This window comes from Micromonospora sp. NPDC050276, from assembly GCF_044459545.1.
Lineage (GTDB): Bacteria > Actinomycetota > Actinomycetes > Mycobacteriales > Micromonosporaceae > Micromonospora.
In genome coordinates this window covers 649,104-666,609 of sequence record NZ_JBITJA010000001.1, presented here as the reverse complement: position 1 = coordinate 666,609, position 17,506 = coordinate 649,104, and the positions used below count along the sequence as shown (strand labels likewise).

General features: G+C 73.3%; 16 protein-coding genes. 5 read left to right on the top strand and 11 right to left on the bottom strand.

All coding sequences use genetic code 11. The features are described 5' to 3' along the window. Positions 1–33: 33 nt before the first annotated feature. Genes ACIBF8_RS03115 through hutH form a run of 4 tightly spaced genes read left to right on the top strand, consistent with a single transcriptional unit; the run spans position 34 to position 5,310 of the window. Positions 34–1,236: an allantoate amidohydrolase gene (locus tag ACIBF8_RS03115; protein ID WP_396780650.1), complete on the top strand. Its 1,203-nt coding sequence runs from the start codon at positions 34–36 to the stop codon at positions 1,234–1,236. Then, on the top strand, positions 1,227–2,594 hold the full coding sequence (locus ACIBF8_RS03110) for a formimidoylglutamate deiminase (protein ID WP_396780649.1): 1,368 nt from the start codon (positions 1,227–1,229) through the stop codon (positions 2,592–2,594). The genes ACIBF8_RS03115 and ACIBF8_RS03110 overlap by 10 nt, the downstream gene beginning before the upstream one ends. Continuing rightward, positions 2,591–3,775, top strand: coding sequence for an imidazolonepropionase (hutI, locus tag ACIBF8_RS03105; RefSeq protein ID WP_396780648.1), 1,185 nt, complete (start codon positions 2,591–2,593; stop codon positions 3,773–3,775). Before ACIBF8_RS03110 ends, hutI begins: the two co-directional genes overlap by 4 nt. After that, positions 3,772–5,310, top strand: a complete 1,539-nt coding sequence (hutH, locus tag ACIBF8_RS03100; protein WP_396780647.1) for a histidine ammonia-lyase — start codon at positions 3,772–3,774, stop codon at positions 5,308–5,310. The genes hutI and hutH overlap by 4 nt, the downstream gene beginning before the upstream one ends. Before the next feature lie 63 nt (positions 5,311–5,373). Here the strand turns inward: hutH and rdgB are convergent, their stop codons facing one another. The 11 genes from rdgB to ACIBF8_RS03045 all read right to left on the bottom strand — a co-directional run bounded on the left by rdgB (position 5,374) and on the right by ACIBF8_RS03045 (position 14,623). After that, positions 5,374–5,991: an RdgB/HAM1 family non-canonical purine NTP pyrophosphatase gene (gene rdgB / locus ACIBF8_RS03095; protein ID WP_396780646.1), complete on the bottom strand. Its 618-nt coding sequence runs from the start codon at positions 5,989–5,991 to the stop codon at positions 5,374–5,376. Between the two features lie 52 nt (positions 5,992–6,043). Continuing rightward, positions 6,044–6,769 (bottom strand): ribonuclease PH, encoded by a 726-nt coding sequence (rph, locus tag ACIBF8_RS03090; RefSeq protein ID WP_030487206.1) that lies wholly within the window; start codon positions 6,767–6,769, stop codon positions 6,044–6,046. Between the two features lie 9 nt (positions 6,770–6,778). Then, positions 6,779–7,948, bottom strand: a complete 1,170-nt coding sequence (locus ACIBF8_RS03085; protein WP_396780645.1) for a glycosyltransferase — start codon at positions 7,946–7,948, stop codon at positions 6,779–6,781. Further along, the gene (locus ACIBF8_RS03080; protein WP_396780644.1) at positions 7,945–9,090 is read right to left on the bottom strand and encodes a glycosyltransferase family 4 protein; all 1,146 of its coding nucleotides are present in this window, start codon (positions 9,088–9,090) and stop codon (positions 7,945–7,947) included. The genes ACIBF8_RS03085 and ACIBF8_RS03080 overlap by 4 nt, the downstream gene beginning before the upstream one ends. Before the next feature lie 108 nt (positions 9,091–9,198). Then, on the bottom strand, positions 9,199–9,942 hold the full coding sequence (locus ACIBF8_RS03075; RefSeq protein WP_396780643.1) for an MBL fold metallo-hydrolase: 744 nt from the start codon (positions 9,940–9,942) through the stop codon (positions 9,199–9,201). 224 nt (positions 9,943–10,166) lie between these two features. Then, positions 10,167–11,132: a PLP-dependent cysteine synthase family protein gene (locus tag ACIBF8_RS03070; RefSeq protein WP_396780642.1), complete on the bottom strand. Its 966-nt coding sequence runs from the start codon at positions 11,130–11,132 to the stop codon at positions 10,167–10,169. Between the two features lie 11 nt (positions 11,133–11,143). Beyond that, positions 11,144–11,530 (bottom strand): MoaD family protein, encoded by a 387-nt coding sequence (locus ACIBF8_RS03065; protein WP_396780640.1) that lies wholly within the window; start codon positions 11,528–11,530, stop codon positions 11,144–11,146. 65 nt (positions 11,531–11,595) lie between these two features. Then, entirely contained in the window at positions 11,596–12,084 is a 489-nt protein-coding gene (locus ACIBF8_RS03060) for a Mov34/MPN/PAD-1 family protein (protein WP_030487200.1), read from the bottom strand. Between the two features lie 52 nt (positions 12,085–12,136). Next, complete coding sequence (locus ACIBF8_RS03055) at positions 12,137–12,637, bottom strand: DUF2017 domain-containing protein (protein ID WP_396780639.1); 501 nt, start codon at positions 12,635–12,637, stop codon at positions 12,137–12,139. Beyond that, positions 12,634–12,924 (bottom strand): ATP-dependent Clp protease adapter ClpS, encoded by a 291-nt coding sequence (gene clpS, locus ACIBF8_RS03050; RefSeq protein WP_088946433.1) that lies wholly within the window; start codon positions 12,922–12,924, stop codon positions 12,634–12,636. Before clpS ends, ACIBF8_RS03055 begins: the two co-directional genes overlap by 4 nt. 148 nt (positions 12,925–13,072) lie before the next feature. Next, positions 13,073–14,623, bottom strand: coding sequence for a hypothetical protein (locus tag ACIBF8_RS03045; protein ID WP_396780638.1), 1,551 nt, complete (start codon positions 14,621–14,623; stop codon positions 13,073–13,075). A 194-nt stretch (positions 14,624–14,817) separates the two neighbouring features. On the opposite strand from ACIBF8_RS03045, the gene ACIBF8_RS03040 reads away from it, so the two are divergent. Continuing rightward, positions 14,818–17,496, top strand: coding sequence for a LuxR C-terminal-related transcriptional regulator (locus tag ACIBF8_RS03040; protein WP_396780637.1), 2,679 nt, complete (start codon positions 14,818–14,820; stop codon positions 17,494–17,496). Positions 17,497–17,506: the final 10 nt, after the last annotated feature.

Genomic DNA, 17,506 nt, shown 5'->3' with positions numbered 1-17,506 from the left:
GAGCCCCGCAGTCGCGAACCATAGAGGTGCCGCGTGAGCGACGACCTTTCCGCCCGGTTCCGGGCGCTGTGGGACGAGATCGCGCCGGTCGGGCGGGACGCCGACAGCGGCGGCTACCTGCGGTACGCGTTGACCGAGCCGGAGCAGGAGCTGCGGGCCTGGTTCCGCGCGCAGGCCGAGCGCCGCGCCATGCCGGTCACCGAGGACGGCAACGGCAACCTCTTCGCCCACTGGGGTGACCCGGAGGCGTCCGACGCGGTACTCACCGGCAGCCACTTCGACTCGGTGCCACACGGCGGGGCGTACGACGGGCCACTGGGCATCGTGAGCGCGTTCCTCGCCGTGGACGAGCTGCGCGCCGCCGGCGTCACCCCGGACCGGCCGCTGGTGCTGGGTGCGTTCGTCGAGGAGGAGGGCGCGCGCTTCGGCGTACCGTGTCTGGGGTCGCGGCTGCTCACCGGGGCGCTGTCGGCCGAACGCGCGGCCGGTTTGCGCGACGCGGCCGGGGTGAGCTTCGCCGAGGCGCTCGGCGACCGGCCGGCGGGCGCCCGCCCGGAGCTGCTGGGCCGGTTCGGCGCCTTCGTGGAGTTGCACGTCGAGCAGGGCCGCGCGCTCGTCGACACGGCCGCGCCGGTGGGCGTGGCCAGCGCGATCTGGCCGCACGGCCGCTGGCGTTTCGACGTGGTCGGGGAGGGCAACCACGCGGGTACGACCCGGATGGCCGACCGCCGCGACCCGATGCTCACCTACGCGTTCACCGTGCTGGCGGCCAACAAGGAGGCCCGGCTGCGCGGCGCGCACGCCACCGTGGGCCGGGTCGCCGTCGAACCCAACGCCACCAACGCCATCGCGTCGAAGGTGACCGGCTGGTTGGACGCCCGCGCCGCCGACCCGGAGACGCTGACCGGGCTGGTCGACGCGGTGCGCGGCAAGCTCGCCGAACGGGCCCGCCGCGACGGTACGGAGGTGACCGTCACCGAGGAGTCGGTGACCCCGCTGGTCGCCTTCGACGGTGCCCTGGCCAAGCGGATGGCCACGCTGCTCGACGCGCCGGTGCTGCCCACCGGGGCGGGGCACGACGCCGGGGTGCTCGCCGCGCATCTGCCCACCGCGATGCTCTTCGTGCGCAACCCGACCGGGGTGTCGCACTCCCCCGCCGAGGCCGCGACCGACGACGACTGCGCGGCCGGGGTGCGCGCGCTGGCCCGGGTGCTGGAGGAGCTGACATGCCGGTGACACCGACCCGCTGGCTCGCCGAGTACGCCTGGCTGCCCGAGCACGCCGAACCCACGCCCGACGTGCTGATCGAGGTCGAGGACGGCCGGATCAGCGTGGTGACGCCGCTGACCCCCGGGAGCCGGCCACCGGCCGGGGTCGAGGTGTACGGAGACGCCGTTCCGCTGCCCGGCCTGACCCTGCCGGGGCTGGCCAATGTGCACTCGCATGCCTTCCACCGGGCTCTGCGTGGGCGTACCCACGGTGGGCGGGGCGACTTCTGGACCTGGCGGGACCAGATGTACGCCGTGGCGGACCGGCTGGACCCGGACACCTACCTCGCGCTGGCCCGGGCGGTCTACGCCGAGATGGCGCTCGCCGGGATCACCTGCGTGGGCGAGTTCCACTACCTGCACCACCGGCCGGACGGCGGCGCGTACGACGACCCGAACGCGATGGGCGCGGCGCTGGTGGAGGCCGCCGCGCACGCCGGGATCCGGCTCACCCTGCTGGACGCCTGCTACCTGTCCTCCAGCGTGGACGGTCAGGCCCTCACCGGGCCGCAACGACGCTTCGGCGACGGCGACGCGGCCCGCTGGGCCGAACGGGCCGCCGCGTTCCAGCCGGCGGACTCGCACGCCCGGGTCGGCGCGGCGGTGCACTCGGTGCGGGCGGTCCCGGCCGACCAGCTCGACAAGATCGCCGAGTGGGCCCGCGACCGGCCGGCGCCGCTGCACGTGCACCTCTCCGAGCAGCCCGCCGAGAACGACGAGTGCCGGGCCGTGCACGGCCGCTCGCCCACCGCCCTGCTCGCCGAGCACGGTGTGCTCGGGCCGGGCACCACCGCCGTGCACGCCACCCACCCGACCAGCGTGGACCTGACCCTGCTCGCCGACAGCCGGACCGGGGTGTGCCTCTGCCCGACCACCGAACGGGACCTCGCCGACGGCATCGGCCCGGCCCGGCTGATGGCCGACGCGGGGATCGGGTTGAGCCTCGGCAGTGACAGTCACGCCGTGATCGACCTGTTCGAGGAGGCCCGCGCGGTGGAGCTGGACGAGCGGCTGCGTACCCGTCGGCGCGGCCACTTCGCCCCGCTCGACCTGCTGACGGCGGCCAGCGTCGCCGGGCACGCCGCGCTGGGCTGGACCGACGCCGGGAGGATCGCGGTGGGCGCCCGCGCCGACCTGGTGACGGTACGCCTGGACAGCTCCCGCACCGCCGGGGTGCCGCCGGTGGGCGCGTTCTTCGCGGCCACCGCGGGTGACGTCGAACAGGTCATGGTGGACGGCCGGGTGGTGGTGGCCGATGGCCGACACCTGGGCGTCGACGTGCCGGCGGAGTTGTCCGCGGCCATCGAGGCGGTGATCGCCTCATGAACAGTCTGCTGGTCGACAACATCGGGGAGCTGGTCACCAACGGTGCCGGTGAGGGCCCGCTGGGCATCCGCCGGAACGCCGCCGTGCTGGTCGAGGAGGGCCGGGTGGTCTGGGTCGGGCCGTCCGCGTACGCGCCGGCCGCCGACCGGCGGGTCGACGCCGGTGGGGCCGCCGTGCTGCCCGGCTTCGTGGACAGCCACGCCCACCTGGTCTTCGCCGGAGATCGGGCCACCGAGTTCGCCGCCCGGATGGCCGGTCAGCCCTACACCGGCGGCGGCATCCGGACCACTGTCGGTGCGACCCGGGCCGCCACCGACGCCGAGCTGCGGACCACCGTGCGCCGGCTGCACGGGGAGGCGCTGCGCCAGGGCACCACCACCATGGAGATCAAGAGTGGGTACGGGCTGACCGTCGCCGACGAGGCCCGCTCGCTGCGGATCGCCGCCGAGACCAGCGCCGAGACCACCTTCCTGGGCGCCCACGTGGTCCCCGCCGAGTACGCCGACCGTCCGGACGACTACGTGGGGCTGGTCTGCGGGCCGATGCTGGCCGCCGCCGCCCCGTACGCGAAGTGGATCGACGTGTTCTGCGAGCGGGGTGCCTTCGACGTGGACCACGCCCGCGCCATCCTGGCCTGCGGGCAGGCCGCCGGGCTGGGCGTCCGACTGCACGCCAACCAGCTCGGCCCCGGCCCCGGGGTGCAGCTCGGCGTCGAGTTGGGCGCGGCCAGCGTCGACCACTGCACCCACCTCAGCGACGCCGACGTGACCGCGCTCGCCGACACCGCCCACAGCGACGGGTCGGGCACCCGCACGGTGGCGACCCTGCTGCCCGGTGCGGAGTTCTCCACCCGCTCGCCCTACCCGGACGCCCGCCGGCTGCTCGACGCGGGTGTGACAGTGGCGCTGGCCACCGACTGCAACCCCGGCTCGTCGTACACCTCGTCGATGCCCTTCTGCATGGCCCTCGCGGTCCGCGAGATGCGGATGACCCCGGCGGAGGCGGTCTGGGCCGCCACCGCCGGTGGCGCGCGGGCGCTGCGCCGCGACGACATCGGTGTGCTCACCCCCGGCGCACGGGCCGACCTCGTGGTCCTCGACGCGCCGTCACACCTGCACCTGGCCTACCGGCCCGGTGTCCCCCTGATCCGCCAGGTAATACGCAACGGAGTTCCGCAATGACGAACGTGACCATCCAGCCCACCGGGATCAGCGCCGACGACGTGCTCGCGGTGGCCCGCGGCACCGCCACGGTCGTCCTGGCCCCGGCCACCATCGACGCGATGGCGACCAGTCGGGCCATCGTGGACGGCATCGAATCGTCCGGCCGTCCCGTCTACGGGGTCTCCACCGGTTTCGGGGCGTTGGCCAACACCTTCATCGCCCCGCAGCGGCGGGCGGAGCTGCAACACGCGCTGATCCGCTCGCACGCCGCCGGGGTGGGCGGCCCGATGCCGCGCGAAGTGGTCCGGGCCATGATGCTGCTGCGGGTCCGGTCCCTCGCCCTGGGCCGTTCCGGGGTCCGGCCGCTGGTCGCCGAGGCCCTGGTCGACCTGCTCAACCACGACATCACTCCGTGGGTGCCGGAGCACGGGTCGCTGGGCGCCTCCGGCGACCTGGCGCCGCTGGCGCACTGTGCGCTGGTGCTGCTCGGCGAGGGCTGGGGCCTCGGCCCGGCCGGTGAGCGGCAGGACGCGGCCGAGGCGTTGACCGCCGCCGGGCTCAAGCCGATCGAGTTGGCCGCCAAGGAGGGGCTGGCGCTGATCAACGGCACCGACGGCATGCTCGGCATGCTGCTGCTGGCGATCCACGACGCGGCGCACCTGTTCGCCATGGCGGACGTGACGGCCGCGCTGGCCATCGAGGCGATGCTCGGCTCGGAACGGCCGTTCCTGCCCGAGCTGCACGCGATCCGGCCACACCCCGGCCAGGCGGCGTCGGCGGCGAACATCCACCGGCTGTTGCAGGACTCCCGGGTGATGGACTCACACCGTGACGACCTGGCGCATGCCGTGCAGGACGCGTACTCGATGCGCTGCGCTCCGCAGGTGGCCGGCGCGGCCCGCGACACCCTGGACTTCGTCCGCACGGTCGCGGCCCGGGAGCTGGTGTCGGTGGTGGACAACCCGGTGGTGCTGCCGGACGGCCGGGTCGAGTCGACCGGTAACTTCCACGGCGCGCCGCTCGGTTTCGCCGCGGACTTCCTCGCCATCGCCGCCGCCGAGGTCGGCGCGATCGCCGAGCGGCGGGTGGACCGGCTGCTCGACGTCACCCGATCCCGGGAGCTGCCCGCGTTCCTCTCCCCCGACGCCGGGGTCAACTCCGGGCTGATGATCGCCCAGTACACGGCGGCCGGCATCGTCGCCGAGAATCGTCGGCTGGCCGCCCCGGCGTCGGTGGACTCGTTGCCCACCAGCGGGATGCAGGAGGACCACGTCTCGATGGGCTGGGCGGCGGCGAAGAAGCTGCGCACCGTGCTGGACAACCTGACCAGTTTGCTCGCGGTGGAGCTGCTGGCCGGCGTACGCGGCCTCCAGCTGCGCGCCCCGCTGGCACCGTCCCCGGCCGGCCGGGCGGCCGTCGCCGCGCTCGGTGCGGCAGCCGGTGAGCCCGGCCCGGACGTCTTCCTCGCCCCGGTGATGGAGGCGGCGCGCGCCGTCGTCGCCGGGCCGGAGTTGCGCGCCGCCATCGAACGAGAGGTCGGCCCGCTGGGCTGATCTCGATCGGGTCGCTGTCGTCCGCCGCGGGTCAGGCGGCGGGCGGCAGCACCTTGGCGACCGTCAGGTGGCGGGCGGCAGCACCTTGGCGATCAGCTTCGCCAGCTCGCGCAGCGCCTTGCCCCGGTGGCTGATCGCGTCCTTCTCCGCCGGGGTCAGCTCGGCGTTGGTCCGGTCCTGGCCGTCGCCCAGGAAGATCGGGTCGTAGCCGAACCCGCCGTCACCGCGCGGTGCCCGCAGCACCCGCCCGGACTGCCGGCCGTCGACGAGGTGCTCCTTACCGCCGGGCAGCACCAACGCCACAGTGCAGACGAACGAGGCGGCCCGCTGCTCATCGGGCACGTCGGCGATCTGATCCAGCACCAGCTGAAGGTTGGCCCGGTCGTCGCCGTGCTGGCCGGACCAGCGGGCGCTGAACACCCCCGGCATCCCGTTGAGCGCGTCGACCGCGAGCCCGGAGTCGTCGGCGATGGTCGGCAGTCCGCTCTGCCGGCAACCCTCCCGCGCCTTGATCAGCGCGTTCTCGCCGAAGGTCAGGCCGGTCTCGGGCAGCTCCGCGTACTGCTCGACGTCGTCCAGCCCGAGCAGGGCGATCCGGTGCGCGCCGAGCGCGCCGTCCAGGATCCGCTGGAGTTCGACCAGCTTCTTGCGGTTACGCGTGGCGAGCAGGACCTTGTTCATGCTGAATCACCTCTGTTCGCGACTGCGGGGCTCGCAAGCTCACTCCTCGCGCTCACGCGAGAGCCTTCCGCTGGGCTTCGGCCAACTCGGCGCAGCCGGCGACGGCCAGGTCGAGCAGGGCGTCGAGCTGGTCGCGGGCGAACACGCCCGCCTCGCCGGTGCCCTGTACCTCGACGAAGTCGCCCGCGCCGGTGCACACCACGTTCATGTCCACCTCGGCGGCGACGTCCTCCTCGTAGCAGAGGTCGAGTCGGGCCTCGCCGGCGATGATCCCCACGCTGACCGCGGCCACCGAACGGTGCATCACCTTCTCCGGCTTGCCGGCCAACGCCTTCCGGGCGGCGAGCCAGCCCACCGCGTCGTGCAACGCGACGTACGCGCCGGTGATCGCGGCCGTGCGGGTGCCGCCGTCGGCCTGGAGCACGTCGCAGTCGAGCACGATCGAGTTCTCGCCGAGCGCCTTGAGGTCGATGCTGGCCCGCAGGCTGCGACCGATCAGCCGGGAGATCTCGTGGGTGCGCCCACCGACCCGACCCTTGACGCTCTCCCGGTCGGAGCGGGTGTTGGTGGCTCGGGGCAGCATCGCGTACTCGGCGGTCACCCAGCCGAGCCCGGAGCCCTTGCGCCAGCGGGGCACCCCCTCGGTGACGCTGGCCGTGCAGAGCACCCGGGTGCCGCCGAACTCGACGAGCACCGAGCCCTCCGGATGGGTGCTCCAGCCACGGGTCAGGGTCACCGGTCGAAGTTGAGAGGGCCCTCGCCCGTCAGGTCGCGCCATGCCTGCACCCTATGCGGTGCGACGTTCCACCTCGCTCCGGGTGCCCCGGGGCGCGTTCGCGCCGTGCACACCGAGGAACCCGGCGACCGCGGCCGGCCAGCCGAACTCCTCGGCCCGCGCCCGGGCCGCCCGCCGCCGCTGCGCCTCCGGCCGGGCCGTCAGGCGGGTCACCGCCGCCGCCATCGACACCCCCGAGCCGTACGCGGCCAGCCCGGCCTCGCCGACCACCTCGGGCAGCGCGCTGGCCGCGTTGACCACCACCGGAGTGCCACAGGCCAGTGCCTCCAGGCCGGCGAGACCGAAGGTCTCCACCGGGCCGGGCGCCAGCACCACGTCCGCGCTGGCCAGCAGCGCGGCCACCGCGTCCCGGTCCGGCAGGAAGCCGGTGAAGGTGACCGGCAGCCCGGCCGCCCGGCGGGCCAACGCGTCGCGCAACGGGCCGTCGCCGGCCATCACCAGCACCGCCGGTACGCCCGACCGGCGCAACTCGGCGAGGGCCTGCACGGCCAGCTCCGGCCGCTTCTCCGGGGACAGCCGCGCGCAGTGCACCAACAGCAACTCGGTGGGGTCGGCGTACCGCTCGCGCACCCGCGGGTCGGCCCGGTGCGGGGAGAAGGTGTCCAGGTCCACGCCGAGCGGCACCAGGTCGACGTTGCCGGCCCCGATCCGGTCGAACTCCTCGGCCGCCCAGCGGGTCGTGCAGACGATCCGGTCGTACGCCCGGCTGGTCGCCCGGTTCAACCGGTCGGCGGTCGGCCGGCGCAGCGGGTCCGGCACGCCCCACTGCCCGAGCAGCCCGGTCAGCGACTCGTGCGACACCATCACCGACGGCACCCCGTGTGCCCGCGCCCACCGGCCCGTCCAGCGCAGCGACGACCGGTCGGAGACCTCCAACCGATCCGGTGCCAGGTCGGTGAGCAGCCGGGCCAACCGACGCCGGCCGGCCAGGATCCGGTAGCCGCCGCTGCCCGGCAGCTCCGGCCCGGGCAGGGTGATCACCCGCCCCCACGGGTACGTCTCGTCGGCGGCACGCCGGCCGGGTATCACCAGCACCGGCTCGTGCCCGGCCGCCCGGTAGCCCGCACCGAGATGCCGCAACGCGGTACGCAGGCCGCCGGAGCGTGCCGTCACGAAGTTGGCGAGCCGCACGATCCGCAGCCCGGCGCCGGCCCCGGTCACGACGCGGCCGGCAGGCCGACGGTGGCGGCCACGGCGCGTACCGCGTGGTAGTGCCCGATCAGCTCGTCGCCGACGGCCGCCCAGCTGCGGCGACTGACCGCGACCCGGGCGGCCAGCCCGTAGGCCCGCCGCCGGTCGGTGTCGCCGGCCAGCGCGGCCACGGCGGCGGCGAGCGCGTCACCGTCGTTCGGCGGCACCAGCAGCCCGGTCACACCCTGGTCGATCAGGTCCACCGGGCCGCCACTGGCCGGTGCCACGACCGGCACCCCCGAGGCCAGCGCCTCCTGGATGGTCTGGCCGAACGTCTCGTGCGGTCCGGTGTGCACGAACAGGTCCAGGCTGGCGTAGAGCCGCGCCAGGTCCTCGCCCTGCTGGACCCCCAGGAAGGTCACCCCGGGCAGTTCCCGGGCCAACTGGCGGCGGGCCGGGCCGTCGCCGGCCACCACCACCCGTACGCCGGGCAGCCGGGACGTCGCCGCCAGCAGCTCCACCCGCTTCTCCGGGGCGAGCCGGCCGACGTATCCGACAAGCAGCTCGCCGTTGGGTGCCAGCCGTTCCCGCAGCTCCGCGGAGCGTTTGGCCGGATCGAAGCGAACGGCGTCCACACCCCGACGCCACAGCCAGATCCGCTGCACCCCGTTCGCGATCAGGTCGGCGGCGGCCCGGGTGGAGGGGGCGAGGGTGCGCTGCGCCGAGTTGTGGATCTCGCGGATCCGGCGCCACGCCGCCGCCTCGCCCCAACTCACCCGGTACGCCCGCGCGTACGCCGCCACGTCGGTCTGGTAGACCGCCACCGTGGGTAGCCCGTGTCGGCTGGCCAGCGTGGCCGCCCGTGCGCCCAAAATGAACGGACTGGCCAGGTGGACCACGTCCGGCTCGGCCGACAGCAGCGCCCCGGTCAGTCGGGTGGTGGTAGGCACGCCCAGCCGGAAGCCCTGATAGCGGGGCAGCGGCACGCTGGGAATGCGCACCACCGGGTACGGCAGCCGGTCGATGCCCTGCCGGCCGGCGCCGGGCGGGGCGGGCGCGATGACCACCGGCTCGTGGCCCCGGTCGAGCAGGTGCTCCGCCGTCCGCACCACGGAGTGCGCGACGCCGTTCACATCCGGTGGGAACGACTCGGTCACGATGGCGATCCGCATGCCCACACCGTGCGGGTGCCACGGGTGCGCCAGACGACCGGCCGCTGACCGGCCGGCGAACAGTACGGCACAACACTGCGCCCGGCCTCGCGAACCGGACGCGCTGCGTCAGATGTCGTAGCTGGCGCCGGGCCGGACCACCTCGAGCGGCCCGGCGTACGCGGAGGCGGCCGACTCCAAGGTGTGGGCCTCGCTGCCCCAGGCGGGCACCAGGTGGGTGAGCAGCAGGCGGCCCACCGCCGCCTTGGTCGCCGCCTCACCGGCCTCCCGACCGGTCAGGTGCAGATCCGGCGGATTGTCCATGCCGTCGAGGTAACTGGCCTCGCAGAGGAACACGTCGGCGCCCTGCGCCAGCCGCAGCAGCGCCTCGCACGGCGCCGTGTCCGACGAGTAGCACAGCGAACGACCGTCGTGCTCCAGCCGCACGCCGTACGTCTCCACCGGATGATTGACCCGGTCGACGGTGACCGTGAACGGGCCGATCGGGAACGTGCCTGGCTGGAGCGCGTAGAACTGGTAGACGTCCTCCACCGAGCCGTCGTCGCCGTACGCGGCGCTGAGCCGGTCCGGTGCACCGGCGGGCGCGTACACCGGCAGCGCCGGGTAGGGGCCGTCCGGGGCGTACCGGCGCACCACCACGTACAGCACGGCGTCGAACATGTGATCGCAGTGCAGGTGGGTCAGCAGGATCGCGTCCGGCGCGTGCAGGCCCGCGTACCGCTGAAGGCTGGACAGCGACCCCGAGCCGAAGTCGACCAGGAGCCGGAAACCGTCGGCCTCGACCAGATAGGCCGAGCAGGGCGACTCGGGGCCAGGGAAACTGCCGGCGCTTCCCAGAACGGTCAGTCGCATCGAGTGGTCTCGCTGTCACTATCAGTAGCACCCGTGCCGGCGATCGTCCCGGCCATGATCTCTACCGACGCGTACGCCACGCTGCGCAGCCTACGCTGGCGCACCCGGCAGCAAGAATCATCCAACGGAAGTTGTCACGAACGTGACACCGGCTCGCGGTACGCCGAGCAGCCAACGGGCCGTCGACACAGGTCGACGGCCCGGTGTCGGGAACACCAGATCGGTCAGGCCCAGAGCTGCCCCTCCAGGGCGTCCTCGGCATCGGCGAGCGTGCCGCCGTACGCGCCGGTGGACAGGTACTTCCACCCGCCGTCGCACACCACGAAGGCCACGTCGGCCCGCCGGCCGTCGCGCACCGCCTCATGCGCCACCGCCAGCGCGGCATGCAGGATCGCACCGGTGGAGAACCCGGCGAAGATGCCCTCCACCTCCACCAACTGGCGGGTGCGCAACACCGCGTCCCGGGTGCCGACCGAGAAACGCCGAGAGAGCACCGAGGCGTCGTAGAGCTCCGGCACGTACCCCTCGTCGATGTTGCGCAGGCCGTAGACCAACTCGCCGTAACGCGGTTCGGCAGCCACGACCTGAATGCCCTCGACCTTCTCCCGCAGGTACCGCCCGGTGCCCATCAGGGTCCCGGTGGTGCCGAGCCCGGCCACGAAGTGCGTGATGCTGGGCAGGTCGTGCAGCAGCTCCGGCCCGGTCGTCTCGTAGTGCGCCCGCGCGTTGGCCTCGTTGCCGTACTGATAGAGCATCACCCAGTCGGGGTGCTCGACAGCGATCTGCTTGGCTGTGGCGACCGCCTGGTTGGACCCGCCCGCCGCCGGCGAGAAGATGATCTCGGCACCGTACATCCGGAGTAGCTGGACCCGCTCGGTGGAGACGTTCTCGGGCATCACGCAGACCAGCCGGTAGCCGCGCAACTTCGCCACCATCGCCAACGAGATGCCGGTGTTGCCGCTCGTCGGCTCGAGGATGGTGTCACCCGGCCGGAGACGGCCAGCCTCCTCCGCCGCCCGGACCATGAACAGCGCCGCGCGGTCCTTGATGCTGCCGGTCGGATTGCGGTCCTCCAGCTTGGCCCAGAGCCGCACCGGAGGTGCCCCGTCGGGCACCGTCGGGGAGAGTCGGGGCAGGCCGACCAGCGGCGTACCCCCGCAGGCGTCGAGCAGGCTGTCGTACCGCGCCATGGCGGCCGACCTCAGCGAGCCGCGACGGCGCCGCGGACCACCGCGGTCGCGGCGCTGTGCGAACTGATCGCGGCTGCCGCCGCGCTGTGCGAACTGATCGCGGCTGCCGCCGCGAAGCCGAACGCGCCGCCGGCCACGGCCGGCAGGATGGTGACGCTGTCGCCGTCGGAGAGCTTGGCGTCCAGCGCGCCGAGGAAGCGGACGTCCTCGTCGTTGACGTAGACGTTGACGAAGCGGTGCAGCGTGCCAGTGTCGGTGATCAGCCGGCCGCGCAGACCGCCGTGCCGGGAGTCCAGGTCGGTGAGCAGCTCGGCGAGCGTGTCGCCGGTGCCCTCGACGACCTTGGCGCCGCCGGTGTAGCTGCGCAGGATGGTGGGGATGCGAACCTCAATGGCCATGATGTCGAACTCCTCGATCGGGTGTGCCTACGGTGACGGGACGAGACGGGTGCGGCGCTGACAGGTCAGCGGCCGGAACACTCGTAGTCGACCGTCGCCGGGCTCTGCCCGAACATGTAGGACTGGACGGCGTGCGGGTCGACGCCGGCCTCCACGACACGGACCGGCTCCTCGGTGACCACGCCGTCGACGATCCGGAACGACCGGATCTCCTCGGAGTCGGGCTCACGGGTCGAGACGAGCAGGTAGTGCGCCCCCGGCTCGCCGGCGAACGAGACATCCGTCCGGGACGGGTACGCCTCGGTGGCGGTGTGCGAGTGGTAGATGACGACGGGCTCCTCGTCCCGATCGTCCATCTCCCGCCACACGCGCAGGTGCTCCATCGAGTCGAACTCGTAGAAGGTCATCGACCGGGCGGCATTGTCCATCGGGATGTGCCGGGTCGGGGTGTCGCTGCCGACGGGACCGGCGACCACGCCGCACGCCTCGTCGGGGTGATCCCGGCGCGCGTGGGCGACGATCGCGTCGATGATCGACCGGTCGATGCTCAGCACGTGCACCAGCCTAACGCCTGGCGCGCACGGGCCGAAGTGGTGCCGGTCACCCCTAATCGATCAAGGCGTTGAGCAGCGACTCCTGTAAATACCCGAGATAGGCGTAGACCGAAAGCTGGAACACCCGGCTGGAACCCGGGTCCTCAGCGACCGCGTCGTCCAACTCCGCACCGAGGTCGGTGCCGTCCTTGATCTCCAGCCGGACGCCCATCGCGAGCCGAGCGTCGTTCAACGCCCGCAGCCACGCCTCGGCCGCCTCGGCGTCCAGCCGCACCTCACCGCCGGCGTCATCCGGCAACGCGGCCAGGATCGCCCCCGCCTGATCGATCTTCGCGGTCTTCAGGTCGCCCTCGGTGTAGCGGCGGAACTCGGCGGTGCCCGGAGCATCCTGCGGGTAGACCGCCGGAAAGAGTCGACCGACGACCGGGTCGGTGTGGTCGAAGCCATCGGTGAGCAGACCCACCACCTCGGAGGCGACCTTGCGCAGCACCCGCACCTCGTCGACGGCGAAGATGGCGACGTAGCGCCCGGCCTGGCGATGGAACATGCTCATGACCGGTCCACCGTCGCCCACAGCCCGTACGCGTGCAGCTGCGACGCGTCGTGCTCCATCCGCTCCCGAGCACCGGTGGAGACCACGGCACGCCCCTTGTGGTGCACGTCCAGCATCAGCTGCTCGGCCCTCTCCCGGCTGTAGCCGAAAAGCTTCTGGAAGACCCAGGTCACGTACGTCATCAGATTGACCGGGTCGTCCCACACGATCGTCACCCACTGCCGGTCGGACGCCGGCACCTCGTCAGTGTCCGGCGTCTCGACCGGTGCAACCTGCGGAGCCGCCATGCCCCCCATCGTGCCACCGGTTTCCCGGAACCGAGGAACCGGAACGCCGGCCCGGCGCGGATCGCCTACCCCGGGCACCCCCGACCCGCCTCGGACCTCGTCGGACGCGCGGTGCGGCACGGAGCCGGAGCGACCGGTGGGCGGGCCGTCAGGCGAGCAGGATGCCGTGATCGACTGCATCGGAGAGCACCGCGCCCAGCGAGAGGCGGATCACCTCGAACCGTCGGGAGACCTCCCTGGACAACCCCAACTCGACCTCACGCACGGCCCGCTGGGACCAGGCCCGCGCCGCGTTGTGGTCGTCGTTGCCGGGGGTACGCCACTGCTGCCAGCACCCACCGGAGAGCGCCACCGCGACCGGCGGGAGCAGCTCGTCGCGGGACGCCGCTGGATAACTGGCGACCGCGTCGATCGCCTCCGAACCGGTCAACCCGGCCACGCCGGCTGTGCTGGTGACCAGCAGCACCTTGTCCAACTCGCGGCCGGGCCGGTGGTCGGCCAGGCCGTACTGGACGGCGGTGACGATCCGGCGTCGCACGCCTTCGGTCGGCGGCGCGCCGAGCACCCGGGACGCGAGGTCGGCCACGATGCCGCGCACCGCCTGATCGCACTGTGCGGTGGCCAACAGTGACAGCGCCGCCATCTCCCGGTCCAGTAGATCCGGTAGGCCGGCACAGCCGACTCCGAACACGATCTCCTGAACGGCCCGCAGGTGGATGTTCGCCAACTCCAGGGCGAGGTGCTGACGGATCCGCTGAGCGCAGGAGCGGGTGTGGCGGTCGAGTCGTTCGGACCAGTCGCCCGGATCGGCGGCCACCGCGACGCGGCCCTGTTGGCCCGGCAACACCGGTGGGACGACGCTGGCCCGCTGCAACCCCTCCCGCGACGACCAACCCACCAGCGCCCGGCGCAGGTCGGCGGCCGAGTCGGCGCCGTCGACCGGGAACCACCGCGCGCCGGCCAGCGCCGGCACCGCGGCCAGGAGCGCCGCCCGATGTGCCTCCACGGTCACCGCGATCGCATCCACCTCGGTCTCCGCACCCCCGACCGGCGGGACGGACGCCCCCGCGCCCTCCGTAGTCGCCGAGCCGTCGGGCAGCGGCGCCCAACCCGCCGCGCCGGGGGTGACCGCGAACACGACCTCCACCGAGGTCGGGGCGACTTCGGCGAGCAGGTTCAGCTCAGCGGCGGTGAACGCCTGATCGGCGGCGATCACGAAGAGCAGCGCGCCGGCTCGGCCGGCCGCTTCCAGCAGCACCCGGGTGCCGGCCACGCCCAGGGTGGCGGTGTCCGGAACGTCGATCAGGGTGAAGTGCCGCAGCAGAGGCTCGGGCACGCTCAGCTCGACCCGCCGGGGCGGACGGGCCAACGCCGGACCGGCGGCGTCCCGGTCCGCGCCGTACGAGTGCGGCTGGCGGTAACCCGGCACGAACGCCGCCCGGGTGGGCACCTTGGCGTTGCGCACCACCAACCAACTGCCGGCCGGCACGGTGAGCATGACCGGGTCGAGCCCGAGCAGGGTGGCGAGCACGGCGCGCCGCTCGGCACCGGCCGGGCCGACGGCGACCACACCGAGCGGCTCCTCCGGGCTGGGGGCGGCAACGCCGACCCGGCTGGGCAGCGGGCCGCAGGTGGGCAGGTCGGTTGGGCCGGTCATGTCGCCCGGCGAGTCGACCGAGGGGAGAGTGCCCTGCTTCATCAGGTACCTCCCGTTGCAGGTGACCGGGGTTCCGGCCGCGAAAATTCCGGTGCATAAATTCGGATGTCGGAAGACTACGGGCGGGCCGACGACCGGGCGGAACACCCCGAATACTCACCGGTAATTGTGCGATTACTCAACTTCGTACGGTGACGGTACGGGCGCGGACGGATTCCGATCGATATGCTGCGCGAATGAGTCGATGGGAGTTCGTCGGCCGCACGGATGAGCTCAACCGCCTGCTGGCGGCGGTGACCGGTGAGGCCGGCCGAGGGCTCTTCTTCAGCGGCAGCGCCGGCATCGGCAAGAGTCGGCTGCTACGCGAGGGCGTGGGCGCGTTGCCCACCGACCGGTTCGCGATCTGGTCAATCGCCGCCAGCGCCACCACCGCGGCACTGCCGTTCGGCGGGCTGGTCCAGGTCCTCCCCGCCGAGCAGCCCCAGGGCCTCTCCCCCGCCGGCGTCCTGCGCTGGGCGCTCAACGTCCTGCAACAGCAGGCGGCCGGCCGACGGATCGTGCTCGCCATCGACGACGCCCACCTGCTCGACCCGCCCTCGGCGGCACTTGTGCACCTGGTCGCCCGCGCGGAGAACGCCACAGTGGTCGGCACCCTGCGCGACGGCGAGCAGATCCCGCTGCCGATCCGCGCACTCTGGACCGACGACCTGGTCGAGCACGTCGAGCTGACCCCGATGCCGCAGTCGGAGACCGCCGGTCTGCTGGCGGCGATCCTGGGCGGCCCGGTCGACGCCGGCTCCGCCGACCGGCTCGGCCGGCTGTCGGCGGGCAACCCGCTGCTGCTGCGCGAGTTGGTGCACGCCGCCAACGGCAGCGCGGAGCTGAAGCGCACGTACGGGATCTGGAAATGGACCGGTCGGCTGGAGCTGGCGCCCAGCCTGACCGACCTCATCGACACCCGGGTCGGCAAGCTCACCGACGGCGTCCGCGCGGTCGTCGAGCTGGTCGCGTTCGGCGAACCACTCGGCCTGCACCTACTCAAGCAGGTCGCCGACCAGTCGGACGTGGAGACCGCCGAGGAACGCGGGCTGATCACCGTGGTTCAGCACGACCGGCGCACCAACGTCCGGCTGGCGCACCCGCTCTACGGCGAGGTGATGCGCCGTCGTTGCCCGGTCAGCCGCACCCGCCGACTTCAGGCAAGCCTCGCCGAACTGCTTGAGCAGGTGGGCAAGCGCCGCCGCGACGACCTGCTGCGGGTGGCCGTCTGGCGACTCGACTCGGGCACCGCACAGAACCCGGCGCTGCTGCTGGACGCCGCGGTGCAGGCATTCACCCGCTACGACGTGCCGCTGGCGACCCGCCTGGCGCGTGCCGCGCTGAACGCCGAGGGCGGCTCCGACGCGGCGGAGCTGCTGGCCACCATCCTGATGTTCGCCGACCGACCCGAGGAAGCGATCAACGTCCTCGACGCGGTCACCCCCGAGCCCGGCGACGAGCGGCGGCTCTGCCGCTGGCTGACCGTGCGCGGGATGGTCAGTTACTGGGGGCTGAGCCGGGAGTCCACGGTGGAGGAAATCGCGAGCCGGGTCGAACAGCTCAGCGACTCCGCCGACCGGTCCCGGGTGCACGCCTTCGAAGCGATCATGCGCCTGCACCGACTGGACACGGCCACCGCGGTACGGCTCAGCCAACGCGTACTGGACCGGCCGGCGGCCGGCGTCGCCGCCCGCGAGCTGGCCCGTTCCACCATCGCGTACGTCCAGGCCGCGCAAGGCGAGCTGACCCGCAGCGGTACGGCGATCGCCCAGGTGCACTCGGCCGCGGCCAGCTGGCGCACCGACATGCCGTACCTCCAGTTGGCACTGGAGCTGGCTCGGGGCACCCGGCTCATGCTCACCGGCGACCTGGCCGGGATCGACGCGATCGTGGCCGACGAGTTCGCCGACCTCGCCGGAGAGGGCGACTTCCGCCTCGGCACCGGCTATCTCGCCATTCTCCAGGCGTACGCGGCCCGGCTGCGGGGGCACAGCGACGCGGCCCTGCGGGCCTCCCTCGGCGCCTGCGCGGTGCTGGCCACGAGTCGGGTCTACGCGGGTCTGGCCCAGGCCGAACGCGCCCAGTCGGCGGCGCTACGCGGTGACGCCGCACAGGCGGCTGCGGCGATGGCCGAAGCCGACCGCACCCACGCGCCGGGCATGGCGGTGCTCTACCCGTGGCTGGAGCAGGCGCGGGGCGCGTCGCTGGCCGCGTCGGGTGACCTGCCGGGCGCGGTCAAACACCTTGGCGACCTGGTGGATCGGCTGCGCTCGGACGGTTTCGCCGGGCACGAGGTGCACGTTCTGCACGACCTCGTCCGACTGGACCAGGCGGGCATGGCGGTCGGGCCCACCTGCTCCGACGGTGGCCGGCGCACGGTCGCGCAGCGCCTCGCCGAGCTCTCGGAGCGGGTCGACGGGGTGCTACCGCCGCTGTTGGCCCGGCACGCCCGCGCCTCGGTGACCGACTCCTCCACCGATCTGCTCGCGGTCGCCGACGACTACGCGGCCCTGGAGTTGACCGTGTACGCCGCCGAGGCCACCTCCCAGGCCGTCCAGCGGTTGCGCCAGCAGCACTCGGCTGCGGCCAACGACGCCCGGGAGCGCCTCGCCGGATTGTTGGGGCGCTGTGACCTGATCCGGACACCGGCGCTACAGGCGGGCGCGCCGGTGCTCACCGAACGGGAGTGGCAGGTGGCCCGGCTGGCGGCGCACGGTGCGCCCAGCCGGGCCATCGCCGAACGGCTCTACCTCTCGGCGCGCACGGTGGAGAACCACCTCCAGCGGATCTACGCCAAGCTCGGCGTGACCGGCCGGGCCGAGCTGTGGGCGGCGTTGCGCTCGATCCCGGGCCACGACGGCGGTGACGCAGGCTGAACCTTAGGCT